Origin of the sequence: Streptomyces sp. NPDC048424 (genome assembly GCF_040651555.1) — a bacterium.
Classification (GTDB): Bacteria; Actinomycetota; Actinomycetes; order Streptomycetales; family Streptomycetaceae; genus Streptomyces.
On record NZ_JBEZKE010000034.1, the window covers coordinates 23,057 to 47,193 of the forward strand.

General features: G+C 72.6%; 21 protein-coding genes. 9 read left to right on the plus strand and 12 right to left on the minus strand.

Going from position 1 to position 24,137, the window contains the following annotated elements; translation table 11 throughout:
- Positions 1-5: 5 nt before the first annotated feature.
- Together AB0D29_RS32600 and AB0D29_RS32605 are read right to left on the minus strand one after the other, a co-directional pair.
- Positions 6-1,160, minus strand: a complete 1,155-nt coding sequence (locus AB0D29_RS32600; RefSeq protein ID WP_362859174.1) for an acyl-CoA dehydrogenase family protein — start codon at positions 1,158-1,160, stop codon at positions 6-8.
- Positions 1,160-2,353 carry an amidohydrolase family protein gene (locus tag AB0D29_RS32605; RefSeq protein ID WP_030706750.1) on the minus strand — a complete coding sequence of 398 codons (1,194 nt, stop codon included), beginning with the start codon at positions 2,351-2,353 and terminating at the stop codon, positions 1,160-1,162. The genes AB0D29_RS32600 and AB0D29_RS32605 overlap by 1 nt, the downstream gene beginning before the upstream one ends.
- Positions 2,354-2,489: 136 nt before the next feature.
- On the opposite strand from AB0D29_RS32605, the gene AB0D29_RS32610 reads away from it, so the two are divergent.
- Positions 2,490-4,043 carry an AMP-binding protein gene (locus AB0D29_RS32610; RefSeq protein WP_362859176.1) on the plus strand — a complete coding sequence of 518 codons (1,554 nt, stop codon included), beginning with the start codon at positions 2,490-2,492 and terminating at the stop codon, positions 4,041-4,043.
- Positions 4,044-4,089: 46 nt separating this feature from the next.
- On the opposite strand, the gene AB0D29_RS32615 is transcribed toward AB0D29_RS32610, so the two are convergent.
- A complete protein-coding gene (locus tag AB0D29_RS32615) occupies positions 4,090-4,560 on the minus strand; it encodes a hypothetical protein (RefSeq protein WP_362859178.1) in 471 nt (156 codons plus the stop codon).
- A gap of 166 nt (positions 4,561-4,726) precedes the next feature.
- Between AB0D29_RS32615 and AB0D29_RS32620 the strand changes: the two genes are divergently transcribed.
- Positions 4,727-5,161 (plus strand): VOC family protein, encoded by a 435-nt coding sequence (locus AB0D29_RS32620; protein WP_362859179.1) that lies wholly within the window; start codon positions 4,727-4,729, stop codon positions 5,159-5,161.
- A 121-nt stretch (positions 5,162-5,282) separates the two neighbouring features.
- On the opposite strand, the gene AB0D29_RS32625 is transcribed toward AB0D29_RS32620, so the two are convergent.
- Both AB0D29_RS32625 and AB0D29_RS32630 read right to left on the minus strand, forming a co-directional pair.
- The gene (locus AB0D29_RS32625; protein ID WP_362859181.1) at positions 5,283-6,560 is read right to left on the minus strand and encodes a maleylpyruvate isomerase N-terminal domain-containing protein; all 1,278 of its coding nucleotides are present in this window, start codon (positions 6,558-6,560) and stop codon (positions 5,283-5,285) included.
- Positions 6,557-7,120, minus strand: coding sequence for a sigma-70 family RNA polymerase sigma factor (locus tag AB0D29_RS32630; protein WP_361771257.1), 564 nt, complete (start codon positions 7,118-7,120; stop codon positions 6,557-6,559). The genes AB0D29_RS32625 and AB0D29_RS32630 overlap by 4 nt, the downstream gene beginning before the upstream one ends.
- Before the next feature lie 302 nt (positions 7,121-7,422).
- On the opposite strand from AB0D29_RS32630, the gene AB0D29_RS32635 reads away from it, so the two are divergent.
- Positions 7,423-7,941: an EF-hand domain-containing protein gene (locus AB0D29_RS32635; protein WP_362859182.1), complete on the plus strand. Its 519-nt coding sequence runs from the start codon at positions 7,423-7,425 to the stop codon at positions 7,939-7,941.
- Between the two features lie 303 nt (positions 7,942-8,244).
- Here AB0D29_RS32635 and purU read toward each other — a convergent pair whose 3' ends face one another.
- Both purU and AB0D29_RS32645 read right to left on the minus strand, forming a co-directional pair.
- Positions 8,245-9,129, minus strand: coding sequence for a formyltetrahydrofolate deformylase (gene purU, locus AB0D29_RS32640; RefSeq protein WP_030706746.1), 885 nt, complete (start codon positions 9,127-9,129; stop codon positions 8,245-8,247).
- A 14-nt stretch (positions 9,130-9,143) separates the two neighbouring features.
- Positions 9,144-9,590, minus strand: coding sequence for a hypothetical protein (locus tag AB0D29_RS32645; RefSeq protein ID WP_362859238.1), 447 nt, complete (start codon positions 9,588-9,590; stop codon positions 9,144-9,146).
- A gap of 198 nt (positions 9,591-9,788) precedes the next feature.
- On the opposite strand from AB0D29_RS32645, the gene AB0D29_RS32650 reads away from it, so the two are divergent.
- Positions 9,789-11,078 carry an ABC transporter substrate-binding protein gene (locus AB0D29_RS32650; protein ID WP_362859183.1) on the plus strand — a complete coding sequence of 430 codons (1,290 nt, stop codon included), beginning with the start codon at positions 9,789-9,791 and terminating at the stop codon, positions 11,076-11,078.
- Between the two features lie 33 nt (positions 11,079-11,111).
- Here the strand turns inward: AB0D29_RS32650 and AB0D29_RS32655 are convergent, their stop codons facing one another.
- Together AB0D29_RS32655 and AB0D29_RS32660 are read right to left on the minus strand one after the other, a co-directional pair.
- A complete protein-coding gene (locus AB0D29_RS32655) occupies positions 11,112-12,410 on the minus strand; it encodes a hypothetical protein (protein ID WP_362859184.1) in 1,299 nt (432 codons plus the stop codon).
- A 451-nt stretch (positions 12,411-12,861) separates the two neighbouring features.
- Positions 12,862-14,244, minus strand: coding sequence for a transcriptional regulator (locus tag AB0D29_RS32660; protein ID WP_362859185.1), 1,383 nt, complete (start codon positions 14,242-14,244; stop codon positions 12,862-12,864).
- A 216-nt stretch (positions 14,245-14,460) separates the two neighbouring features.
- Here AB0D29_RS32660 and AB0D29_RS32665 point away from each other — a divergent pair, with 216 nt between their 5' ends.
- The 3 genes from AB0D29_RS32665 to AB0D29_RS32675 all read left to right on the plus strand — a co-directional run bounded on the left by AB0D29_RS32665 (position 14,461) and on the right by AB0D29_RS32675 (position 17,799).
- Entirely contained in the window at positions 14,461-15,147 is a 687-nt protein-coding gene (locus tag AB0D29_RS32665; protein WP_362859186.1) for a bifunctional DNA primase/polymerase, read from the plus strand.
- Between the two features lie 109 nt (positions 15,148-15,256).
- Entirely contained in the window at positions 15,257-16,099 is an 843-nt protein-coding gene (locus tag AB0D29_RS32670; protein ID WP_362859188.1) for an ABC transporter ATP-binding protein, read from the plus strand.
- Positions 16,096-17,799 (plus strand): transporter, encoded by a 1,704-nt coding sequence (locus tag AB0D29_RS32675; RefSeq protein ID WP_362859190.1) that lies wholly within the window; start codon positions 16,096-16,098, stop codon positions 17,797-17,799. Before AB0D29_RS32670 ends, AB0D29_RS32675 begins: the two co-directional genes overlap by 4 nt.
- Before the next feature lie 677 nt (positions 17,800-18,476).
- On the opposite strand, the gene AB0D29_RS32680 is transcribed toward AB0D29_RS32675, so the two are convergent.
- A complete protein-coding gene (locus tag AB0D29_RS32680; RefSeq protein ID WP_362859192.1) occupies positions 18,477-19,349 on the minus strand; it encodes an alpha/beta hydrolase in 873 nt (290 codons plus the stop codon).
- A gap of 363 nt (positions 19,350-19,712) precedes the next feature.
- Positions 19,713-20,405, minus strand: a complete 693-nt coding sequence (locus tag AB0D29_RS32685) for a metal-dependent transcriptional regulator (protein ID WP_030706734.1) — start codon at positions 20,403-20,405, stop codon at positions 19,713-19,715.
- A gap of 192 nt (positions 20,406-20,597) precedes the next feature.
- On the opposite strand from AB0D29_RS32685, the gene AB0D29_RS32690 reads away from it, so the two are divergent.
- Together AB0D29_RS32690 and AB0D29_RS32695 are read left to right on the plus strand one after the other, a co-directional pair.
- A complete protein-coding gene (locus AB0D29_RS32690) occupies positions 20,598-21,353 on the plus strand; it encodes an SIS domain-containing protein (RefSeq protein ID WP_362859194.1) in 756 nt (251 codons plus the stop codon).
- Between the two features lie 114 nt (positions 21,354-21,467).
- The gene (locus tag AB0D29_RS32695) at positions 21,468-22,757 is read left to right on the plus strand and encodes a serine hydrolase domain-containing protein (RefSeq protein WP_362859196.1); all 1,290 of its coding nucleotides are present in this window, start codon (positions 21,468-21,470) and stop codon (positions 22,755-22,757) included.
- On the opposite strand, the gene AB0D29_RS32700 is transcribed toward AB0D29_RS32695, so the two are convergent.
- Positions 22,754-24,070, minus strand: coding sequence for a PAS domain-containing protein (locus AB0D29_RS32700; RefSeq protein WP_362859198.1), 1,317 nt, complete (start codon positions 24,068-24,070; stop codon positions 22,754-22,756). The two genes, AB0D29_RS32695 and AB0D29_RS32700, sit on opposite strands and share 4 nt — an antisense overlap.
- Positions 24,071-24,137: the final 67 nt, after the last annotated feature.

The following is a 24,137-nucleotide window of genomic DNA, read 5'->3' on the forward strand; positions in this document are numbered from 1 at the left end:
GCCCCTCACCGGCCCTTCGGGAGGCCGAGGATCCGCTCGGCGACGATGTTCTGCTGGATCTGCGAGGTGCCCGCCGCGATCGTGTACGAGAGCGAGGAGAGCCGGTCCAGGGTCCATTCCTCCTCCAGGGAGAGGGAGGCGGCGCCCAGCACCTGCGCCGCCACCTCGTACAGCTCCTGCCGCGCGTGCGAGTAGGCGAGCTTGAAGACGGAGCCGCCGATGCCGGGGACCCCGCCGGAGCCCTCCGACTCGCTGACGTTCCACTGGGTGAGCCGCCACAGCGCGCCGAACTCCCCGTACAGCCGACCCAGCCTGCGCCGCAGCACCGGATCGTCCCAGCGTCCGTTGGCCTTCGCCGTGCGCGCCAGCTCGCCCAGGGTGCGGCGGCAGGCGACGACCTCGCCGACGAAGGCGGTGCCCCGCTCGAAGGAGAGGGTGACCATGGTGACGCGCCAGCCGTCGTTCTCGGCCCCGACCCGGTTCCGGGCCGGGATCCGCACCTCGTCGAGGAACATCTCCGCGAACTCGGTCGACCCGGCGAGCGTGCGCAGCGGCCGTACGGTGACCCCCGGCGCGTCCATCGGCATGGCCAGCCAGGAGATCCCGCGGTGCTTGGGGGCCTGCGGGTCCGTCCGCACCAGCAGCTCGCACCAGTCGGCGACCTCCGCGTGCGAGGTCCAGATCTTCGACCCGGAGACCACGTAGTCGTCGCCGTCGCGGACCGCCCGCGTGCGCAGGGAGGCGAGGTCCGAGCCCGCGTCCGGCTCGCTGAACCCCTGGCACCACACCTCGTCCCCGCGCAGCACGGGCGGCAGCCAGCGCGCCCGCTGCCCGGCGCTGCCCTCGGCGGCGATCGTCGGGCCGGCGTGCAGCAGCCCGACGAAGTTCGCGCCGACGTACGGGGCGCCGGCGCGCTCCGTCTCCTCCAGGAAGATCAGGTGCTGGGTCGGGGTGGCCCCGCGCCCGCCGGCGTCCACCGGCCAGTGCAGGCCCGCGTACCCGGCCTCGTACAGGCGGCGCTGCCAGCCGAGGTCGTACGCCCGCCGGCCGGGCCAGTCGTCCGGGGACGGCTTGGCGGGCAGCTCGGGCAGCACCTTGCCGAGCCACGCGCGCAGCCGTGCCCGGAAGTCCTGTTCCTCCTCCGTGTAGGTCAAATCCATCAGACGAGGTCCAGGCCGAGCATGCGGATGGCGTTGCCGCGCATCAGCTTGTGGATCGTCAGCTCGTCGAGTCCCTTCACGTGGTCGAGGGCGACCTCCTTGGTGTGCGGGAAGGTCGAGTCCACGTGCGGGTAGTCGGTCTCGAAGGTGGCGTTGTCGCGTCCGACGACGTCGATCGAGGCGATCCCGTGCTTGTCGCGGAAGAAGCAGCAGAAGATCTGCCGGTAGTAGTAGGTGGACGGCGGCTCGGGGATCAGGTCGCGGACCCCGCCCCAGGCCCGGTGCTCCTCCCAGACGTCGTCGGCGCGCTCCAGGGCGTACGGGATCCAGCCCATCTGGCCCTCGCTGTAGGCGAGCTTGAGCGTCGGGAACTTCACCAGGACGCCGCTGAAGAGGAAGTCCATCATCGAGGCCATGGCGTTGTTGAAGCTGAGCGAGGCCTGGACGGCGGGCGGCGCGTCGGGGGAGGCGGCGGGCATCTGGGAGCTGGACCCGATGTGCATGTTGACCACCGTGCCGGTCTCCTGGCAGACGGCGAAGAAGGGGTCCCAGTAGCCGGAGTGGATCGACGGCAGGCCCAGGTGGGTGGGGATCTCGGAGAAGGTCACGGCGCGCACCCCGCGGGCGGCGTTGCGCCGGATCTCCGCGACCGCCAGGTCGATGTCCCAGAGCGGGATGATGCACAGCGGGATCAGCCGGCCGCCGCTGTCGCCGCACCACTCCTCGACCATCCAGTCGTTGTAGGCGCGCACGCAGGCCAGGGCCACCTCCTTGTCGTGGGCCTCGGCGAAGGTCTGCCCGCAGAAGCGCGGGAAGGTGGGGAAGCAGAGCGAGGCCTCGACGTGGTTGAGGTCCATGTCGGCCAGGCGCGCCTTCGGGTCCCAGCAGCCGCGGCGCATCTCCTCGCGGGTGATCCCCTCCAGGGTCATGTCGTCGCGGTCGAAGCCGACGGCGGCGATGTTGCGCTTGTACGGGAACTTCAGGTCCTCGTAGATCCACCAGTCGGTCGGCGGGCCGTCGGGGTCCATGGTGATCACGTACTTGCCGCCCGTGTACGCCAGCTCGCCGATGCCGGCCGTGAGCGCCTTGGGTCCGCGGTCGCGGTACTTGGCGGGCAGCCAGACGTCGAAGAGGTGTGCGGGTTCGATCACGTGGTCGTCGACGCTGATGATCCGAGGCAGTTCCAGTCCCATGGCCGTCTCCCCAATCCGATGCCAATCTGATGGATCGTCAGAAACAAGCTAGCCCCGCCACCCCTGGACCGACAAGCGCCGGAGCCCTACGCTCTGCGCTTGATCTGACTATCCGTCAGCTAAGGGGAGGTCTGGGATGACGGACACCGCGACCGCGACAGAACTGAGCCGCTCCCGCACCCTGTGGGAACTGATCACCCGCCGGGCCGCACTGACCCCGGACGCCACCGTCCTGATCGAGGCCGCCGAGGACCCCGCGCACGACCGCCGGCTGACCTTCGGGGAACTGCGCGACCGCTCCGAACGCGTCGCCGCCGGCCTGTACGGCACGGGCGTGCGCCCCGGCACGGTCGTCGCCTGGCAGCTCCCCACCCGCATCGAGACCGTCCTGCTCTCCGTCGCCCTCGCCCGGATCGGCGCCGTCCAGAGCCCGGTCATCCCCTTCTACCGCGACCGCGAGGTCGGCTTCGCGCTCCGCGAGTCCAAGGCCGAGTTCTTCGCCGTCCCCGGGCTCTGGCGCGGCTTCGACCATCCCGCGATGGCCCGCCGGCTCGGCGCGCGCGGCGTCTTCGAGGCCTACGCCGACCTCCCGGACGGCGACCCCTCCGCACTCCCCCCACCGCCCGCCTCCGGCACGGACGTCCGGTGGATCTACTGGACCTCCGGCACCACCTCCGACCCCAAGGGCGTCCTGCACACCGACCGCTCCCTCATCGCGGGCGGCTCCTGCCTCGCGCACGCCCTGCACCTGACCCCGTACGACGTCGGTTCGATGGCCTTCCCGTACGCGCACATAGGCGGCCCGGACTACCTGGTGATGCTGCTCCTGTACGGCTTCCCCGCGGTCCTCTTCGAGAAGTTCGCGATGCCCGACGCGCTGGACGGCTACCGCCGCCACGGGGTCACGGTGGCCGGCGGATCGACCGCCTTCTACTCCATGTTCCTGACCGAGCAGCGCAAGGACCCCTCGTCGAAGCTCGTCCCCACGCTCCGCCTCCTCGCGGGCGGCGGCGCCCCGAAGCCGCCGGAGATCTACCACGCCGTCGTCCGCGAAATGGGCTGCCAGCTGACCCACGGCTACGGCATGACCGAGGTCCCGATGATCACCATGGGCGCCCCGGACGACACCCCCGACCACCTGGCGACCACCGAGGGCCGCCCCCCGGCGGGCATGTCCATCCGCATCACCACCCCCGACGGCACCCCGCTCCCCCCGAACACGGACGGCGAGGTCCGGCTCCGGGGCGAGGCCGTCTGCCAGGGCTACCTGAACCGCGACCAGTCGACGGAGGTCTTCGACGCCGACGGCTACCTGATCACGGGCGACCTCGGTCACCTGACCCACGAGGGCTACCTGGTCCTCACCGGCCGCAGCAAGGACGTCATCATCCGCAAGGGCGAGAACATCTCGGCGAAGGAGATCGAGGACCTGCTCCACCGCCTCCCGGGCGTCGCGGACGTCGCGGTCATCGGCCTCCCGGACCCGGCCCGCGGCGAACGCGTCTGCGCGGTGATCGAACAGCGCCCGGGCACCGCCCCCCTGACCCTGCCCCAGCTGACGGCGTACCTCCGCGCGGAGGGCCTGGCCACCCACAAGCTCCCGGAACAGCTGGAGCTCCCGGACTCCCTCCCCCGCAACGAGGCCCTGCGCAAGATCCTCAAGTACAAACTCCGCGAGCGGTACGCCTAGCCAGGTGAGGGACCGGGTCTGTCACCGACGTGCGGAACGTGGGCAGTCAGCAGTGGTCGGGGCTCAGCAGCGTGGCAGCCGCGGCGACGAAGGCCGCAGACGCCTCCTTGGCCGCATGCCGCCGGGCGTCCAGTTCGGCGCGGTCGGCGGCCTTCCGCAGTGCATAGGTGGCCGCTGCGGCCTGCTCGGCCGGGCCGGCCAGCTCGGGGACCAGGACCTGAAGTCGGATGTGGGGCGCGGTGATCGCCGTTCGGGTGTCGTGGGACCTCGTCTGGGCCTCCAGCTGATGTTCGGCGCCTGCGCCGGCCAGGGTCAGGCGCTCCCGATGGAACATCGCCGAGCGGTGCGCGTCCAGGGCGGCCGCGAAGTCGGTGACGGCACCGAGCTGGTCCTGACGGTGGCTGTCGGCGCGCTGCTCGGCACGTGCGGTGCGTGCCGAACGGTGCTGGAGGAAGCCGGCGGCCAGAGCACCGGCGAGGGTACCGAGCACGGCAACGATCGAGGGCCATATGGACAAGGTGATGGGACCTCTCCTGGAGACGGCGGACGGATGCGGCTTCGAGGCCGTGGTCACTCGCACCGTATGTTCCCAGAGCCCCGCCCCTCATCGGGTTGAGCTCTGCCCCTCCGGGAGGAGGATGGGGGCGCTCGGCACGGACAGGCCCCGAGCGGTTGGAGGAAGCATGGCCAAGGAATTCCAAGTCACTTACGACTGCGCCGACCCGGGCGCGCAGGCGGTGTTCTGGGCCGAGGCGCTGGGGTACCAGGTCCAGCCGCCGCCGGAGGGCTTCGCCGACTGGCCGGCCGCGCTCACGGCGTGGGGCGTGCCGCCCGAACAGCACAACAGCCGGTCGGCCATCACGGATCCGGACGGCAAGGGGCCGAGGGTCTTCTTCCAGCAGGTCCCGGAGGGAAAGACCTCGAAGAACCGCCTGCACCTGGACGTGCGCGCAGCTCCCGGACTGAAGGGGGACGCGCGGATGGCCAAGCTGGAGGAGGAGGCCACCCGGCTGGAGGCGCTGGGAGCGAAGCGGCTGTACCGGATCGAGGGCAATGACATGGACGAGGGGATCATCGTGATGGCGGACCCCGAGGACAACGAATTCTGCCTGGACTGAGTCCGGCCCGGGACGGGCCGGAACGCCGAGACGTGAGGAGCGCGCAGCGACGTGCTGCGCCTCCACCCGGCTCGTCCGGCTCCCCCGGCTCGTCCCGCTCCGCCCGGACCCGCCCCCGCCGCTACAGGCGGCTCAGGGACGCCGCCGCGAAGAGGACGTCGCGGATCGCCTCGCGGTCGCCGTGCTGGCCCACCGCCGCCTCCTGCGGGGAGATGTGGCCGGCCGCCAGCTGGCAGAACTCGATGCCGTCCAGGGCGATCTCCGCCACCGTGCGCTCCGGCGACGGCTTCGCCCCCGGCGAGTCCAGGGCGATGTCCCAGCCGCCGCCACCCGCGCCCTCGATCTCCAGGTGCAGGGTCCGCCCGGGCGCGCCCGCCGCGACCAGGCCCCGCGCCGGGGCCGCCAGGCCCGCGCGCCGCCGCTGCGCCAGCGCACCCGGCAGCAGCCGCGCCGCCAGGTCGATCATCCCGTGCAGGTGCGGCCCCGACGGCGGCTCGTACGGATAGTCCACCGCCTCCGCGATGTCCCAGGCGTGCACCCAGCACTCGAAGGCCCGCTCCAGGAAAGCGTCCCCGAGCGGCAGTGCGAAGTGCCCGTAGTCCACGGACAGCTCGGCGACGCCCCGGCCGGCGAAGGACACCGTGCGCACCAGCGTGTGCCCCTGCTCCCGCCACGGGTCGCGGACCTGCCGCGTCGGCGGGTACGCCGACGCGTTCCAGAAGTGCTCCGTCCGCACGGTCGGACCGCCCGGCGGCGCGTCCGGGCCCAGCGGGTCGTCCAGCCCCAGCGCGTTGGCGATCAGCCCGTCCACCGTCATCAGGTGACCGATGACCCCCGCCACCGTCGTCCGCTGCGAGCGGCGCCGCTCCTCCTCGAACCACTTCAGCCGCACCGGGGTGTGCCACTCCGAGTCCCCGAAGTCCTGCAGCAGCGCGTCGAGCCGCGCGGTCTCGGTGTCGTACGGGCTCGCCCACACCGGAACCGGGATGCGCGCCGGCCGCTTGCCCAGGCAGTCCTCCAGGACGCGCGAGCGCAGCAGCGGCTTCAGGTCGAGGGTCTCCTCCGGGTGCAGCAGCCCCACCGCGTCGCGCAGCCGCAACGCCTCCTCCGCGCAGGGGGCGCACTCGGTGAGGTGGTCCTCGACCGCCTGGGTCTCCTCGGCGGAGCAGGCCGCCAGCGCCCACGCGCCGAGCAGGGACTTCAGCACGGCGTGCGAGGGCGGCGCCACCGGCTCGGGGAACGGCTCGGGCACGGGTTCCGGCACCGGCCTCGGCATGCGCGGCGGCTGCGGCGCGTACCCCGGGTCCAAGTCGTCGGCGGCTCCGCGCGGACCCGGTATCCGCGCCCGACCGCCGGGACGCTCGTATCCGTCGTCGGGCGACTCGGCAGGTCCGTTCATCGGGGCGTTCCGTATCCGGACTGGGCGGTGTCCTCCTGCGGGAGGGCGTTGGCGGTCGACAGCAGCTGCAGGCCGAGCCGCAGCCGGCGGCGCGCCTCGTCCTCGCTGATCTGCAGGTCGGCGGCGGCCTGTCGGTAGTCGCGCCGCTTGAAGTACGCGAGTTCGAGCGCGGCGCGCAGCGGCGCGGGCATGGAGGTGACGATGTAGTCCGCACGGGCGGCCGCGTTGGCGCTGCGCACCTTCTGCTCCAGCTCCTCGCGGGAGCCCCGGCCCAGTTCGGCCTGGCGCAGCCGGGCCACGGCCTGGCCCTGGGTGATCCGGGCGACCCAGGAGCGCATGGAGCCCTGCTTGGGGTCGTAGGCGTCCGGGTTCTCCCAGATGTAGCCGAAGACCTCGCGGGTGATCCGGTCCGCCGCCTTCTCGTCGCCCAGCACCCGGTGCGCCAGACTGTGCACGAGCGAGGCGAAGCGGTCGTACAGCTCTCCGAGCGCAGCCGCCTCGCCGCGGGCCAGGCGCTGCTGCATGCGGCGGTCCCAGCGCGGTGGTACGTCCTTCGGCATAAGTGCCCCCAGCCGTGTGTCGACCCAACGAATGTAGTGGGCACATGGCGGATCGCGCCCCTTTTGGGAGAAGCTCACCCTGGAAGTGCGCCCTCCGTGATAGAGGCGTGGCAGGGCGTGAACGGTGGTACGGCCGACGCCACATGGGGACAGGTGTACGCGCCCCACCGCGCTCCCCGTGCGCGGGTTCGATGCGGCAGCCTCCTTGACCACTTCGCTTAACGCGCTGGCCACATAGGCCTTACGCTCCTGCCTTGTCTTGAACTGAACCCCATCGCATACGTGAAGGCGGAACGCCGAACATGGACAGCGCAGAATACGAGCGCAAGATCGCCGCCCGATTCGCCACCTTCGACCAGGACGGGTCCGGGTATATCGACCGGGAGGACTTCAGCGCGGCCGCGAAGGCCGTCCTGGCCGAATTCGGCACCGCCGCCCGGTCGGACCGGGGCCAGGCCGTCTTCGCGGGGGCCGAGGCGTTCTGGCAGGGGATGGCCGGCATCGCGGACGTCGACGGGGACCAGCGGGTGTCCCGCGAGGAGTTCATCACCGGGGCGGCGAAGCGGCTGCGGGACAACCCGGAGCGGTTCGCGGAGATCGCGCGGCCGTTCCTGCGGGCCGTGATCGCGGTGGCGGACGAGGACGGCGCGGGCGCGACCCCGCAGGCCGCCGCCCGCGTCCTGCGCGTCCTGGGCACCGCGCCGGACCTGGCCCCCCAGCTGGCCACCGCCCTCGACGCCGACGGCGACGGCCGCATCTCGGAGGAGGAGATCCTGTCGGCGTTCGCGTCGTACTGCGGGGTGGAAGCCCCTGACGCGTAACGCGAACCCGAACTGGCCGCACCATCCAGCCGGGGCGGAGCCCCGATCCTCTACTCCGGCATGGCCGCACAAAATCCAGCCCCGCCGGCGTTTGAGGCGCGGGGGTTCGGGGGCAGCGCCCCCGCAACGGCGCCGCACGGACCCACTGTGCCTCAGCGGTATCCGGTCCCTGCGGACCGGCCTCCTGGGGCTCCGCCCCAGACCCCGCTCCTCAAACGCCGGAGGGGCTGGATTTGGCTCGGCGAGGCCTGGATTGCGCGGCCCCGGAGGGGCGGATTTGGCGCGGCCGAGCCGGAAGGGCGGCTACGCGAAGACGACCGTGCGGGAGCCGTTCAGGAGGACGCGGTGCTCGCTGTGCCACTTCACCGCGCGCGCGAGCGCCTGGCACTCCACGTCCCGCCCCACCGCGACCAGCTGGTCCGGGGTCACCTCGTGGCCCACCCGCTCGACCTCCTGCTCGATGATCGGCCCCTCGTCGAGGTCCGCCGTCACGTAGTGCGCGGTCGCGCCGATCAGCTTCACACCGCGCGCGTGCGCCTGGTGGTACGGCTTCGCGCCCTTGAAGCTCGGCAGGAACGAGTGGTGGATGTTGATGATCCGCCCGCTCAGCTCCTTGCACAGGGTGTCCGACAGCACCTGCATGTACCGCGCCAGCACCACCAGCTCGACGTTCTCCGCGCGCACGAGCTCCAGCAGCTGCGCCTCCGCCGCCGCCTTCGTCTCCTTCGTCACCGGGATGTGCACGAACGGGACCTCGTACGAGGCGACCAGCTCGGCGAAGTCGGTGTGGTTGGAGACCACGGCCGCGATCTCGACCGGCAGTGCGCCGATGCTCGAGCGGAAGAGCAGGTCGTTCAGGCAGTGGCCGAACTTCGACACCATGAGGACGATCCGCATGCGCTCCTCGGAGCGGTGGATCTGCCAGTCCATCTTGAACGAGTCGCCGATCGCGGCGAAGCTGGCGCGCAGCTTCTCGACGGTCACCGCGGGCTCGGCCTCGAAGTGCACCCGCATGAAGAAGAGTCCGGTCTCCCGGTCTCCGAACTGCTGGCTGTCCACGATGTTGCAGCCGGTCATGAAGAGGTAGCTCGACACGGCGTGCACGATGCCCTGCTTGTCGGGGCAGGACACGGTCAGGACGTACTGGGGCTGGGGCTGGGCCGGGGCCTCGTTGTGCGGGTCGCTCATGACCGCACAGCCTTTCACACCGCGCGGGTGAGGATCCTCAACACATCCAGCGACGTCGGCCGGACGTCCGGGTCGTCCCCGTCCGCCTCCGCCAGCCGTACGTGCGCCTCGCGGGCGGCGCGTACCGCCTCGGGCCACGCGTGGTGCTCCAGGTAGGCGGAGACCGGGGCGTCGGGCCCGACCTGGTGGAGGATGCGGAGCACCCGCAGCACCGCGAGGTCGACGAGGGCGGCCTCCTGCGAGTCGCGGAAGATCGTGCCGACGTACTTCTCGGCCGACCAGCTGTCGAGCCAGGTGTCCTCGACGAGCCGGTACACGGCGTCGGTGACGTCCCCGTACCCGTCGACGCCGGTCAGCCACGTGTCCTCGTGGAAGGCCGGGTCGGAGAGCATGTGCAGCGCCGAGCGCACGTTGCCGCGCCAGCGCCACCACGGCATGTCATTGAGGGGCATGCCGCCCATGGTGGAGGAGCGGCCGCCGCGGCGGGAAGAGTTCTTCGAACCTTGGGCGAATGTCACGCTTTCGATCGTACGTTCCGGTAGTACGCGATCTTCAGGCGCCTGCGGCGGAGAGCGCACCCCCGTAATTCACCTGGGCGTCACCCGATGTTGTGTCCATCTCACTCGACAGTTACCTGTGGGGCGGAAGTGTGCATGGACATGGCCATATCGCGACGCGCAGCATCCTTGTCCCGCACCTTCGTGGCAACGGCGATGGGTGCTTGCCTCGTCGCGGGTTGCGGGGCGCTCCCGGGGGGCTCGGGGGGCTCCGGGGAGACCATCACGGTCATGACGTTCGCCCCGGAGGACACCAAGGCAACCAACATGCCGGGCATGACCGGCATGGCGAAGGCGTACGAACGCTGGGTGAATTCCAAGGGCGGGATCAACGGGCACAAACTGCGCGTACTGACCTGCAACGAGAAGAACACGCCCACCGGCGCCGCCGACTGCGCCCGCAAGGCCGTCGCCGAGAAGGCCGTCGCCGTCGTCGGCTCGTACAGCCAGCACGGACGCGCCTTCATGGCCCCGCTGGAGGCGGAGGGCATCCCCTTCATCGGCGGCTACGGGGTTTCCTCCGAGGAGTTCCAGTCCCCGCTCTCCTACCCCGTCAACGGCGGCCAGTCCGTCCTCATCGCCGGCGCCGGCCACCAGCTGAGCCGCGCCTGCGCCCAGGTCGCCCTCGTCCGCCCCGACACCCTCACGGGCGACACCCTGCCGGTCCTGCTCAACGCCGGGCTGCGGGCCAACAAGATGGCCGACGCCGCCGACATCCGGGCCGCCGAGGACTCCGCGGACTTCGGGCCGCAGGCCCGGGAGGCGCTCGCCCACACCACCGGCACCGGCAAGGAGAAGGAAAAGGAGAAGGGCTGCGTCACCGCCGTGCTCGGCGAGCGCACCGAGACCTTCTTCGACGCCTTCCGCCGGACCGAGGCGCAGCGCAAGAAGCCGCAGATCTCCTCCGTCCTGGGCAGCGTCAGCCAGTCGCTGGTGGACCGTACCGGCGGCAAGGAGAGCCCCTTCGAGGGCGCGTACCTCACCAGCTGGTACCCGGTGGGCTCCGATCCGGTCTGGACGCCGATGCGGAACGTGGTCGCCGAGCACGCCTTCGGCGACGACACCGTCGACCCCGACGACAGCGGGGCGCAGACCACCTGGATCGCGTACACGGTGCTGAGCGAGATCGTGAAGCGCTTCAAGGACGACGAGGACGTCACCGCCCGCAAGGTCAAGCGGGCGCTGAACGAGTCCCAGCCCGTCAAGACCGGCGGCCTCACGCCGGACCTGAGCTGGCGCTACCAGGACATGCGCGCCGTCGCCGGCTTCCCCCGCATCGTCAACGGCCAGGTCACCTTCCAGATCGTCCAGGCCGGACGGCTCGTGGCACAGCCGGGCGAGCCGCCCCTGGACATGACCCCGACCCTGGTGCAGGCGCCCCAGACGGCGTGATGCCCAGGGCTCGTGTGTCCAGAGTCCCGGTGCTCAGAGCTGGGACTTGTCCCGCTTGGTGAGGCCGTACTTGGCCGCGATCGTGTTCCACATGGTCGCGGCCGACTCCTTGGCCTTGGTCGCCTCGCCGCTCGACTTGTTGGCGTCGGAGGCGTTCTTGGTGGCCTTGGCCTTGCCGTCCTTGCACTTGTCGTCGTCCACGTCGTCCGCCCAGGCGGCGTAGCTGTCGTCGGCGTCCGCGGAGGACTGCCAGGCCTTGGTGAGGGCCGCGGACAGCTTGGCGTTGTCCGGGAGCTTGTCCAGCTTCAGCTCCTGGAGGCGGGTGACGAGTTCCTCGCGCTGGCGGGCCGCGTCGCGCAGGTCGGCGGCCGCCTGGTCGAGGTTGCTGCAGCCCTTGATGTCCTCGACGGCCTTGATCACCGAGGCCCGGCTGTCGTTGCTGTCCGCGAGGAGCTTGTCCAGCTGGACGGCCTGCGGGCGGGCCGGGTCGACGGGGGCCTCGCCGCCGGGGGCGGCGGAGGCGCCGCTCGCGGCCGGTGCGGCGGGCGTCGCGCCCGGGTCGTTGTTCTGCGGCTTGTCGTTGCTGAGCAACGAGCCGACGCCGAGCCCGACGACCGCCAGGCCGATGACCACGGCGGCGATGACGCCGGTCGAGACCCTGCGGGGTGCCTCCGGCGGCGGGGGCGGGGTCGGGGCGTACTGCTGCTGCGGGTGGGGCTGTACGGGGGCTGCGGGGCGCTGCGCGCGCGGCGGGTAGGGGCGCGGCGGCGGCTGGCGCAGCACGGGCTCCTGGACGGGCGGCAGGTGCTGGGTGTGCCCGGCGGAGCCGTCATCGCCGCGGAACAGCCCGTCGAACCCTTCCACGGCGCGGTCGCCACGATCGGCGGTCGCCGGCGGCACCGGCGGTATGTACTGCGTCGCCGCCTCGCCGTACCCGGGGCCGGCCGGCACGGGCGGGATGTACTGGGTCGCGGCCTCGTCGTGCGCGGGAGCCGCCGGCACGGGCGGGATGTACTGGGTCGCCGCCTCGTCGTGCGCGGAGGCCGCCGGCACGGGCGGGATGTACTGCGTCGCCGCCTCGTCGTGCGCGGGAGCCGCGGGCACGGGCGGGATGTACTGGGTCGCGGCCTCGGGCAGCGGCGGGTACCCGTAGCCGTGCGGCTCCCCCGGACCCTCGTAGCCGGGCCCGACCACGTGCCCCGGTGCCACGTGCGGGTACCCGTACGCGGGCCCGGGCTGCGGCTGCTCCGGGTACACCGGATACCCGGACGCCTCGTCCGGACCCCACGGGGCACCCGGCTGGGGGGCACCCCCTTGTCCGCTCTGCGCCACCGGGACTCCTTCTCCGACTCGCCCGACCCTACGGAACCGTCGGTCACGCTACCCGGTCACACACCGCCACCGTGAGACCACCCGTCAATCGCAGCCCCGCGCAATCCGGCCCCGCCCGGCACATTGCAGCCTCGCCGGGGTTTGTGCCCGGGCCCCCAGTCGAGCCCCGTCCCTTGAGCCCCGCCCGCACATTCCGGCGCCGCCGCGCACAATCCAGCCCCGCCGGCGGGTTGAGGCGCGGGGTCCGGGGCGGAGCCCCGATCTGTGACCGGACCGTGGGCCGGCCGCGGGCCCGTTGCGGGGGCTCCGCCCCCGAGCCCCCGCGCCTCAAACTCCCCCAGCTACCGCTGGGAGGTGCCCCCAGACGAGGCTGATTTTGCGCGGCGCAGCCGAAGGTGGCGGCGCAGCCGAACTGGGCGGCGCGGCGGAGGAGGGCTGCTTCGCCGGAGCGTCAGGCGACCCTGGCTTCGAGGCGGGCCCCGAACTCCCGTACCGCCGGCTCCTCCCGGTACGGCTCCAGCCGCGTCCGGAAGTCCTCCAGGTACTCCGCCCCCCGGTTCGACCGCAGCCCCTCCAGCAGTTCCGCCGCCTTCGTGGCGGTCTGGCAGGCCTGTTCCACCTCGCGCTGCTGGACCTGCGCAGCCGCCAGCAGCAGCAGCCCGATGGCCCGGCGGCGCGCCTTGCCCGCCGGCAGGCCCCGCAGCGCCTCCTCCGCCCGCTTGCCCGCCGCGTCGGCCTGGCCCAGGTCCCGGTGGCAGTGCGCCAGCTCGTCCGCGAGGTAGGCCTCGTCGAAGTGGCGGATCCACACCGGGTCGTCGCCCGACTCCGGCTCCGCCCGCTCCAGGGCGCTGACCGCCCGCGCCGACAGCACCGCCGTGGCCCGGGTGTCGCCCAGCAGCGCGTGCCCGCGCGCCTCGGCGGCGTAGAACATGGCCTCGACGCGCGGGGTGACCTGTCCCCGCGTGCCCTCCTGGGCGGCCCGCGCCAGCTGCGCGATCTCCCGCGGGTTGCCCAGTTCGGCGGCGAGGTGGCTCATGGACGCGGCCAGCACGTAACCGCCGTACGCCCGGTCGCCGGCCGCCTGGGCCAGCCGCAGCGCCTGGATGTAGTACCGCTGCGCCAGGCCCGGCTGGCCGGTGTCCACGGCCATGTAGCCCGCCAGCTCCGTCAGCCGGGCGACGGCGGCGAACAGCGCCCGCCCCACCGGCTCCCGGTACGAGCCGCCGATCAGCCCGGACACCACCGAGTTGAGGTAGTGCACGACCACCGGCCGGACGTGCCCGCTGCCGAAGCGGTGGTCGAGGTCCTTGAGCGCCTCGGTGGTGGCCCGTACCGCCTCGACGTCCGGCATGCCGACCCGCGAGCCGCCGCTGCGGGCCACCTGGGTGTCGGCCCCGGTGATCAGCCAGTCGCGGCTCGGCTCGACGAGCGCGGAGGCCGCCACGCTCGAACCCGCCAGGAAGTCGCGGCGGCCGACGTCGCTGCGCCACAGCTCGCAGACCTGCTCGATCGCGCCGATGACGGTCGGCGAGAACTGCAGGCCGACGCCGGAGGCGAGGTTCTTGCCGTTGGCCATGCCGATCTCGTCGATGGTGACGGTCCGGCCGAGCTTGCGCCCGATCGCCTCGGCGATGATCCCGGGTGCCCGGCCGCGCGGCTGCTGGCCGCGCAGCCAGCGGGCCACGGAGGTCTTGTCGTAGCGGAGATCGAGGCCGTGTTCCGCCCCGCACATGTTCACGCGCCGGGCGAGCCCGGCATTGGAGCACCCGGCTTCCTGGATGAGCGCCTGCAGCCGTTCGTTCGGCTGGCGGGCGACGAGAGGCCTGGCTGCCATGAAAACCCCCTGCTGACCGCGGGTGATCCGTTGGAATGATCACTTCCCGCCTGATGTGCGGAGAATCTTCCGCTCTGCGTCGTGTCGCTACCCAACTCCAGCGCCCCGGCCTCCTACGCGCCCCCACGCGTGCATCAGTGCGCCCCGTATGCAGGATCGATGCTCCGTCCACCCGCTGGTTTACGCCCGTAACCCCGGGTGACCCGGGGAGTTGTGATGGGCGTGGAAGAGACCATCGGAGTCACGGAGACCGCACCCATCCCCAAGCAGCGCGGCGAACTGCTGCTGGACCATGCCGTGCGGTACGCGGAAGAACGGCACTGGGACGTCTTCGCCGGCACCTGGCTGGAGCCCGGCGACGGCCGGGAGCTGTGCTCCTGCGGAGCGGCGGACTGCCCCGCGCCCGGCGCACACCCGGCGGTGAAGGACTGGGCGGCCCAGGCCACGGGCAGCGCGGTCCAGGTCCGGCGGGTCTGGGCGAAGCACCCGGAGGCCTCGATCCTGCTGCCGACGGGCCGGACGTTCGACGCGCTGGACGTGCCGGAGTCGGCCGGCTTCCTGGCGCTGGCACGGCTGGAGCGGATGCAGCGCACGCTCGGACCGGTCACCCTCACGCCCGACCACCGGATGCTGTTCTTCGTCCTGCCGGGCGCCGGCGTCAAGGTCGCCGACCTCGTACGGAAGCTGGGCTGGTCGCCGACCGGCCTCGACCTGGTGGCGCGCGGCGAGGGCGAGTACGTGGCCGCGCCGCCCACCCGTTTCGGCGGCCGGGGCGCGGTCCAGTGGGCGCGGCGGCCCACTCCGGCGAACCGGTGGCTGCCGGACACGGAGGAGCTGATCGACGCGCTGGCGTACGCGTGCGGGAGCGAGGCCGCGGCGGACCGCAAGCGGCGCCAGGCCTGACGTGAAGTTCATGATCGGAAAGTCATGACATAAGTAACTGCTCCGACCTCTCCCCCTCCTCCTATGGTGAGGAAGGAACGACCAACGGGGACGCTAGAGAGGCAGGCGCATGCCGGACCAGGGCGATGCGACGGGTGGGACGTACGGGACGGGTGGCGCGGGAACCGCGCCGTCCGCCGTGCGGGTGGAAGGTCTGTGGAAGCGCTTCGGCGAGCAGGTGGCCGTCGCCGGGATCGATCTGGAGCTGCCCGCGGGCCAGTTCATCGGTCTGGTGGGCCCGAACGGCGCGGGCAAGACGACCACGCTGTCGATGGTGACCGGGCTGCTGCGCCCGGACATGGGGCGGGTCTTCGTCGCGGGGCACGACGTGTGGGCGGACCCGACGGAGGTCAAGGCGCGGATCGGGGTGCTGCCCGAGGGACTGCGGCTCTTCGAGCGGCTGTCGGGGCGCGAGCTGCTCGGCTACATGGGCCGCATGCGCGGGCTGCCGGGCGAGGAGACCGACAAGCGGGCGACGCAGCTGCTGGACGTCCTCGACCTCGCGGGCTCGCAGCACAAGCTGGTCGTGGACTACTCGACGGGCATGCGGAAGAAGATCGGCCTGGCGGCCGCGCTGCTGCACAACCCCGAAGTGCTGTTCCTGGACGAGCCGTTCGAGGGCGTCGACCCGGTGTCGGCGCAGACCATCCGCGGGGTGCTGGAACGTTACACCGCGTCCGGGGCCACGGTCGTCTTCTCCTCCCACGTGATGGAGCTCGTCGAGTCGCTGTGCGACTGGGTGGCCGTGATGGCCGCCGGCCGGATCCGCGCCGCGGGCCCGCTGGCCGACGTACGGGGCTCCGCGCCCTCCCTCCAGGCGGCCTTCCTCGAACTGGTCGGCGCGCAGGGGCGCGACGCGGCCGGGGACGCGCTGGAGTGGCTCGGCGGCGGCTCCGGGACGGTCGCGCGATGACCTCGCCCGCCTCGCCCGCCACCCCGGCCACGGGTGCCACCGGTACCACTGCTGCCGCTGCTGCCGCTGCCGGCGCTTTCGCCCCGGCAGCCGCTTCCGCCACCTCCGTCGCAGCGGTCCCGCTGACCCCGATCTTCATCCGCCTGAAGCTGTCGCTGCTGCGCAACGGCCTGAAGGGCTCCTCCAAGCGCAAGGCCGCCTACTTCTCGACGCTGGCCTTCGCCCTGCTCGTCGGCTTCTTCCTGACGCTCGGCCTGGCCCTGCTGCACGGGAACGCCCACGCGGGCACCGTCGTCGTCCTGCTGGCCGGGATCCTGGCGCTCGCCTGGGCGTTCATGCCGCTGTTCTTCCCCACCGGGGACGAGACGCTCGACCCCAGTCGGCTCGTCATGCTGCCGCTGCGCCCGCGTCCCCTCGTACGGGCCCTGTTCGCGTCCTCACTGGTCGGCATCGGGCCGCTGTTCACGCTGTGCCTCGCGGCCGGCTCGGTGATCGCCGTCGCGCGCGGCGCCGCCGGGGCCGTGGCCGCGGTGGTGGCCGCGCCGCTCCTGCTGCTCGGCTGCGTGGCCCTCGCACGGGCGGTGGCCACGGCCAACGTACGGCTGCTGACCAGCCGCAAGGGGCGTGACCTGGCCCTGCTCAGCGGCCTGCTGATCGCGGTGGGCGGGCAGCTGGTCAACTTCGGCAGCCAGCGCCTGTTCCAGGCGGGCGGCCTGTCGACGCTGGAGCCCGCCGAGGCGGTGGTGCGGTGGCTGCCGCCGGCGACCGCCGTCGGCATGGTGGACTCGGTGAGCGAGGGCGCGTACGGGGTGGCGGCGGCCCAGCTGGCCCTGACCCTGGCCGCCCTGGCCGGCCTCCTGTGGTTCTGGGAGCGGAGCCTGACCGGGCTGATGGTCACGCCGGACGGTTCGACCATCGCGGCCGCCCGGCCGACGAAGGAGCGGGGCGCGGGCGGCTTCTGGTCGCTGCTGCCCGCCGGCCGGACGGGCGCGGCCATGCAGCGCACCCTGCGCTACGTCCTCCGCGACCCGAAGACCAAGGCCGCCTGGGTGACCGCGCTGGCGATCGGCCTGATCGTCCCGGTCTTCAACGCCCTCCAGGGCACCGGGTCCGTCTACCTCGCCACCTTCGGCGCGGGCATGCTGGGCATGCAGATGTACAACCAGTTCGGGCAGGACACCTCGGCGTTCTGGATGGTCGCGCAGACCATTTCCGGCACGCGCGACGCGTACGTGGAACTGCGCGCCCGCGCCGCCGCGCTCGCCCTCGTCACGGTCCCGTACACGGTCCTCGTCACCGTGCTCACGGCCGCGCTGGTCGGCAACTGGAGCGCCCTTCCGGCGGCCGCGGGCGTGGCCCTGGCCCTGCTCGGCTCGATGCTCTGCACGGGGGCGCTGGCCTCGGCCCGCTTCGCGTACTCCATCCCGACGGACGGCGCCTTCAAGAACGTCGTTCCGGGTCAGGCCGGGCTGGCCTGGTCGGGCATCTTCGGCGGGATGCTCGCCTCGGCGGTGATCTGCGCCCCGGTGATCGTCCTGACGATCTGGCTCAACGTGGCCGACCACCAGGACGTCTCCTGGATCGTGCTCCCCCTGGGCGTGGCCTGGGGCGCGCTGGCCACGTGGGCGGGCCTGCGGCTGGCGGCCCCGACGGTGGCGCGCAAGCTGCCGGAGATCCTGCAGGCGGTCAGCAAGGGCTGAGAACGGCGAAAGGGCCGGCCTCCGCTCCCGAGAGGGGGTGGAGGCCGGCCCTTTCCGCGTCCGCGGGTCGGGCGCCGCGCGGCGGGAACCCAGCGGGGGAAGCCCCTTTCGGCGGCGGCGAGCATGGACGTGACGTCTATGCGCCGCAGTTCGGCGTCATCGCTCTTCGCGAAGGCGGCGGTGACGGACGGCTCGACGGTCAGGTTCGAGTAGAGGATCACGCAGTTCACGAGGATGACCAGCGGCTGGACGCCACAGGAGAGCGTCTCGCCCCAGGAGTTCCCGGTGAGGGAGAGCGCGGCCGGCACGGCCAGCGAGACGGCGATCCCGACGGGGGCCCAGGTCTCGTGGCCGCCGGCATCGAGGCGCATGCCGTTCTCGGCCATGACCGTGGTGCGCACTCCCTGGCGGCCCAGCTCGGCCTCGACGGCGGCCTGGGCGCGGGCCCCGTAGCGGCTGCGGACGAGCGGGATGCTCAGGAAGGCGAGGGCGATCAGGAGCTGCAGGGCGGCGACGGCGTTCATCGGGGGTCCTCGTTTCTGGGGGGGCCTGCCCTGGTGACGTCGCCACCATGGCGCCGCCCCCTGACAGGCCCCGCACACCCCGCTGACACGCCCCCTGTGCCCCCTGGCAACTGCCCCGACACGCCCTGCCGGGCCCGTCGCCAGGCCTCGGCACTAGGCCTCGGCCTTGATCCCGTCCAGGAAGGGCTGCAGGGCCGCGCGCCAGGCCGTCGGTTGGTCGTAGTGGAGGTAGTGGCCGGCGTCGGGGATCTCCGCGTACTGCCCGGCGGGGAGGACGCGGACCATCTCCTGGGCCTCCGCCCGGCCCAGCTCTCCGTCGAGGCCGCGGACCACCAGCGTCGGGCAGCGGACCTTGGCCAGCTCCTCCCAGTGGGCGTCGTGGACCCAGGTCTCGCGGGCCGTGAGCATCTCGCGGCGGGAGAAGAGCGGGCGCCAGCCGTCCGGGGCCTCGTGCATGACCTCGGCGAAGAAGGCCCCGCGGCCGGGGTCGGGGCGCTCCACCCTGGGATCGTCCTCGCCGAACCAGCGGCGGGCCGCGTCCTGGGTGGGGAAGGGCAGGGGCCAGCGGTGGAACCAGTCCTCCCATTCCTGCTGGGAGGCCGCGCCGAGGGCCGAGGCGCGCATGTCGCAGATGACCAGGGCTTCGACCAGGTCCGGGCGGCGGGCCGCGAGCTGCCAGGCGGTGAGGGCGCCCATGGAGTGGCCGATCAGGGTGACGGGGGCGAGGCCGAGCTGCTCGACGGCGGCCTCGGCATCGGCCACGAACGCCTCGCGCCCGAAGGAGGTGTGGACGTCGGGGCCTCCGGGCGGGCGGTCGCTCTGGCCGTGTCCCCGCTGGTCCAGGGCCACGACGCGGCGGCTCTCGCGGAGCCAGCGGGCGGTGCCGGACCAGTGGAAGGCGCGGCCCATCAGACCGTGTAGTAAGAGCACCCCGGGGCGGGGGTCGGCCTCGGCGGCCGCTTCGCGGAATTCCCAGGCGGCCAGGCGGACGCCTCCGGCCCCTGTCACATCAACGCGCTGTACCACCGCAGATGCACCCCCTTCGCTCCCCGCCAGACTATCGAACCCGCATTCGAAAACCGGGTTCTCGCCTACAACACCGCTCTTTCGAGTGACCTTGCTCAAGGATTGGCCGCCGCTGCCGATGGAGATCCTTTCAACAGGGAGGCGGGCCGCTCGGGGAAGACGGTCCGAAGGGGAGACCTTGAGAGCTCGGGGCTCCGGGTCACAAGGGGAGGACCGGTCCCGGCGCCGCAAGGCGCCGGGACCGCCCACTTCCCACCAGTCCAACGAATCGAGCCGACGCCGGCAACGAATCGACACCGGCGCGCATGACCACCTGCGCCGAAGCCGAGGTCGAGGCCGCGGAAGCCGTCCGGGGCGTCGAGGTCAGCGCTTCGCCACGAAGACGTGGGAAGCGACCTCCGCGTCCAGCTCGGCGGCCTCGCCACCACTGCCGACCAGCACCCCGCCCGGGGACTCCGTCACGCTCACCACCGAGCCGGGCTGTACGCCCGCCCGCCGGAGCGTGTACATCAGCTGGGCGTCCGTCTGGATCGGCTCGCCGATCCGGCGTACGACCACGGTCTTGCCCTCCGTGCCCGGGTCGAGCTCGGACAGGCTGACCATGCCGTCCTCCAGGAACGGGTCCGCCTCCGCCTTCTCGCCCAGCTCCTCCAGCCCCGGGATCGGGTTCCCGTACGGCGACTCGGTCGGGTGGCGCAGCAGCTCCAGCACCCGCCGCTCCACCGCCTCGCTCATCACGTGCTCCCAGCGGCAGGCCTCGGCGTGCACCTGCTCCCACTCCAGGCCGATGACGTCGACGAGCAGGCACTCCGCGAGCCGGTGCTTGCGCATCACGCGCGTCGCCAGCCGCCGCCCCTCCTCCGTCAGCTCCAGGTGGCGGTCGCTCGCGACGGCCACCAGGCCGTCGCGCTCCATGCGCGCCACCGTCTGGCTCACCGTCGGGCCGCTCTGGTCGAGCCGCTCGGCGATGCGGGCGCGCATGGGGACCACGCCTTCCTCTTCCAGCTCGAGGATGGTGCGGAGATACATCTCCGTGGTATCGATCAGTCCGGACATTCGTGCCCCTCGGATTGCGTGCGCTGGCCCTGCCCCCAATTCTGACGCATCGGGCCGACAACCGTCCCGTGCCGACGGTCAAGACCGGTCCCGGACATCTCGTGGCGCCCGTATTGACACGCCCTTGGTCCAGACCGCACGGTGAGCGGCGGACACGGACGCACCCCCCACCTCCGGAAGGGCCATCGTCGTATGAGCGAGAGCAAGCTGGCCGGTCAGTTCTTCGACGCCGCCATCGGTCTGCTGGAGCGGGTGCGGGACGAGGAGGCCCCGCACATCGCGGAGGCCGGCTCCCTCATCGCCGACGCCGTCGCCGGTGGCAAGCGGCTCTTCGCCTTCGGCGCCGGGCACTCCTCGCTGCCCGCCCAGGACGTGGTCTACCGGGCCGGCGGCATGGCCCTGATGAACTTCCTCGCCGTCCCCGGCACGGTCGGCATCGACGTCATGCCCGCGACCCTGGGCAGCGCCCTGGAACGGGTCGACGGGCTCGCCGGCGCCGTCCTGGACAGCAGCCCCGCCTCCGACGGCGACGTCCTCGTGATCATCTCCCTCTCCGGGCGCAACGCCCTGCCCGTCGAGATGGCCATGAACGCCCGCGCCATCGGCCTCAAGGTCATCGGCGTGACCTCGGTGGCGTACGCCACCGAGACCAAATCGCGGCACGTCTCCGGCAGCTTCCTCAAGGACCACTGCGACGTCGTCCTCGACAGCAAGATCGCGGTCGGGGACGCCGAGCTGAGCATCGACGGCATCGACGCGCCCTTCGCCCCCGCCTCCACCGTCGTGACCAGCGCGATCATGCAGGCGGTCATGGCGGCCGCGGCCGGCGAGCTCGCCGCCCGCGGGGTGGAGCCCCCGCTGCTGCGCTCGGGCAACGTCGACGGCGGCCACGAGTGGAACGGCCGCGTGATGCAGGAGTACGGCGACCGGATCTTCTTCCGGCACTGATCGGCCTGGCCGGCACTGACCGGGCGTTCCGGGTAGCGGTCGCCGCGCCCGCACCCCGTTCCTACGATGGACGGATACGGAACTCGGGGCCCCGCGCATCAGAGGTGACCGGGCATGTCCGCCACCCCCGCCGCTCCCGCCACCCCCGCCCCACACGTCCCGCACATCCCGCACGCCGCGCGCCGGGCCCTGCAGGCCGGAGCGGCGGCCCTCCTGCTCCTCGTGACGGGCGTGGGCGCCGCCCCGCCCGCCGGGGCGGCGCCCACCGCCGTCGCCGTCACCCGGGGCCCCGTGAGCCAGGACCTCGACCCCGCCACCGTCGCCCGGCTCGACGCCGCCATCACCGCGGCGATGGAGAAGGACGGCATACCCGGCTTGATCGTCGGCCTGTGGATGCCCGGGCGCGGCGACTACGTGAAGTCCTTCGGCATGGCCGACACGGCATCCGGCACGCCCATGAAGACCGACCTCCACACGCGCGTCGGCAGCGTGACCAAGACCTTCACCGTCACCGCCCTGCTCCAGCTGGTCGACCAGGGGCGCATCCGGCTCGACGCCCCCGTCTCGACGTACCTGGACGGGGTCCCCGGCGGCGAGAAGATCACCCTCCGCCAGCTCGCCGCCATGCGCAGCGGCCTGTACGACTACACCAGCGACCCGAAGTTCCTCGACTCCCTGCGCACCGACCCGCACCGCTCCTACACCCCGCAGCAGCTCCTCGACTACGCCTTCGCCCACCCGGCGAACTTCGCCCCCGGCGCGAAGTGGGAGTACAGCAACACCAACACCGTGCTGCTCGGCCTGGTCATCGAGAAGATCGGCGGGCAGCCGCTGCACGCCTTCCTGCAACAGCACGTGTTCGGGCCGCTGAAGCTGACCAGCACCTCCCTGCCCACCGGCGCGGCCCTGCCCGAACCGCACGCGCAGGGCTACACGGCCTTCACCCCCGGCGGCGCCGTCACCGACGCCACCACCTGGAACCCCTCCTGGGCCTGGGCCGCCGGAGCCGTCGTCTCCGACCTCGCCGACCTGCACACCTGGGCCCCGGCCCTGGCGGACGGCCGGCTGCTGACCCCCGCCACGCAGGCGCAGCGGCTGCGCACCGGGCCGGTGGGCGTGCCCGGGATCTCGTACGGCCTCGGCATCGCCGACGTCAACGGCTGGCTCGGGCACAACGGCGAGCTGCCCGGCTACGAGACCATCGCGGCCCAACTGCCGCAGGAGAAGGCCACGCTGGTCGTCATCGTCAACTCCGACGTCGACCGCGGCGGCTCGTACAGCACCACGATCGGCCGGGCCGTCACGCGGATCGTCACCCCGGACCACCTGTGGTCCCTGCCCTCCCCGTCCCAGATCGGCGAGAACCAGAACGGGAACGAGGACCGGAAGCAGGACGGCCACTAGCCCGGCAGGCGTCCTCCCGCCGCCAGGTCCAGATCGGCGGCCACCCGGGCCGCGACCTCCTCCGCGTACTCCGCGTCCGCGCGCTCGAACGCCACCCGCGTGGGCCCGCGCACGAACGTCAGCGCCCCCAGCGTCCGCCCCCGGCTGCGCAGCACCGTGCACAGCACGTGCGCCGCGCCCTCGGGCCACTGGCGGGCCCGCGCCCACTCCGCGTCCGCCTCGCCGCGCGGGGCGGAGGTGCGCACCGAGCCGATCCGGTCCAGCGCCTGGAGGGCCGGATGCCCGGCCGCATACCGGACCGGGATCGACCCGGGCCCCGGCAGCACCGGTGGGGACGCGGCGGACCGTACGAGCCTTCGCCGCTCGGGGTCGGCCGCGGGATCCAGTACGTCCAGCAGCACGTGCTCGGCGAAGCCGGCCAGGGCGAAGTCCAGGCGTACGGCGGCCGCCTCGGCCGGGTCCTCGCACTCGGCGGCGGCCCGGCCCGCACGGTGCAGCTGGTGGGACCGGAACCGCAGCTGCGCGGTGTCGAGCTGCTCCTGCCGGGCCTGGGTGACGTCCTGGAACAGCCAGCCGACGCCCAGCGGCACCGGTTCCTCCGCGAGCGGCGAGGCCAGCCGCAGGAACCCGCACCGCCAGCACCTGCGCCGCACCCCCTCGGCGGTCCGCACCGACACCCACATCTCCACCGGCGCGGGCGGCGCCCCCTCGGCGAGCACGTGCTGGAGCGCGCCTTCGAGCTCCTCCACGCCCTGGGTGAGCAGCTCCCCGAGCGGGCGCCCGAGCAGCGCGGTGCGGCCGGTCCCGAAGGCGCGGGCGGCGTGCGCGTTGACCACGGCGGGCCGCAGGTCGACGTCGACGAGGACCACGCCCCACGAGGCGTCCTCCATCAGGGCCTCGCTCAGCGCGATGGACCGCTCCAGGTCGATCTGCGCGTGCACCTCGCTGAAGGCGCAGTACACCCCGGCGGGTTTCCCGTCCGCACCCGGCACCCCGGCGGACTGGGTCCGTACGAGGACGCGCCCGCCGTCCTTGGTGAGCAGCGCGAACTCGTGCACCTGCCGGCCGGGCACGTGCTGCGCGGCCATGAGTCTGTCCTGCACGTCGTGCGCGTCGGCGGCCCGCACCGCCCACCCCTCGAAGCCCTTGCGTCCCACGGCCTCGCCCGCGGACCAGCCCAGGATCCGCTCGGCCTCGCGGTTCCAGTGGGTGATCACGCCGTCGGCGTCGAACGCGCACAAGGCGGCGTCCATCCCGTCCAGCAGCGCGGCGAGCAGATCGTCTGCGGTCTCGTTACGTCCGGAAGCAGTCACCTGGCACCCCCAGCAGGTGTTCGCGTGTGCGGCACGTCGGATCATTCAACTGGAACGTGACGCAGCC

Excerpts from the sequence above, each read along its gene's own strand:
- AB0D29_RS32665 (WP_362859186.1), top strand. The coding sequence starts at position 14,461 with ATGGGCGTGGAAGAGACCATCGGAGTCACGGAGACCGCACCCATCCCC.
- AB0D29_RS32605 (WP_030706750.1), bottom strand. The coding sequence starts at position 2,353 with ATGGGACTGGAACTGCCTCGGATCATCAGCGTCGACGACCACGTGATC.
- AB0D29_RS32620 (WP_362859179.1), top strand. The coding sequence starts at position 4,727 with ATGGCCAAGGAATTCCAAGTCACTTACGACTGCGCCGACCCGGGCGCG.
- AB0D29_RS32650 (WP_362859183.1), top strand. The coding sequence starts at position 9,789 with ATGGCCATATCGCGACGCGCAGCATCCTTGTCCCGCACCTTCGTGGCA.
- AB0D29_RS32645 (WP_362859238.1), bottom strand. The coding sequence starts at position 9,590 with ATGGGCGGCATGCCCCTCAATGACATGCCGTGGTGGCGCTGGCGCGGC.
- AB0D29_RS32685 (WP_030706734.1), bottom strand. The coding sequence starts at position 20,405 with ATGTCCGGACTGATCGATACCACGGAGATGTATCTCCGCACCATCCTC.
- AB0D29_RS32670 (WP_362859188.1), top strand. The coding sequence starts at position 15,257 with ATGCCGGACCAGGGCGATGCGACGGGTGGGACGTACGGGACGGGTGGC.
- AB0D29_RS32625 (WP_362859181.1), bottom strand. The coding sequence starts at position 6,560 with ATGAACGGACCTGCCGAGTCGCCCGACGACGGATACGAGCGTCCCGGC.
- AB0D29_RS32600 (WP_362859174.1), bottom strand. The coding sequence starts at position 1,160 with ATGGATTTGACCTACACGGAGGAGGAACAGGACTTCCGGGCACGGCTG.
- purU (WP_030706746.1), bottom strand. The coding sequence starts at position 9,129 with ATGAGCGACCCGCACAACGAGGCCCCGGCCCAGCCCCAGCCCCAGTAC.
- AB0D29_RS32630 (WP_361771257.1), bottom strand. The coding sequence starts at position 7,120 with ATGCCGAAGGACGTACCACCGCGCTGGGACCGCCGCATGCAGCAGCGC.
- AB0D29_RS32635 (WP_362859182.1), top strand. The coding sequence starts at position 7,423 with ATGGACAGCGCAGAATACGAGCGCAAGATCGCCGCCCGATTCGCCACC.
- AB0D29_RS32695 (WP_362859196.1), top strand. The coding sequence starts at position 21,468 with ATGTCCGCCACCCCCGCCGCTCCCGCCACCCCCGCCCCACACGTCCCG.
- AB0D29_RS32690 (WP_362859194.1), top strand. The coding sequence starts at position 20,598 with ATGAGCGAGAGCAAGCTGGCCGGTCAGTTCTTCGACGCCGCCATCGGT.
- AB0D29_RS32675 (WP_362859190.1), top strand. The coding sequence starts at position 16,096 with ATGACCTCGCCCGCCTCGCCCGCCACCCCGGCCACGGGTGCCACCGGT.
- AB0D29_RS32660 (WP_362859185.1), bottom strand. The coding sequence starts at position 14,244 with ATGGCAGCCAGGCCTCTCGTCGCCCGCCAGCCGAACGAACGGCTGCAG.
- AB0D29_RS32610 (WP_362859176.1), top strand. The coding sequence starts at position 2,490 with ATGACGGACACCGCGACCGCGACAGAACTGAGCCGCTCCCGCACCCTG.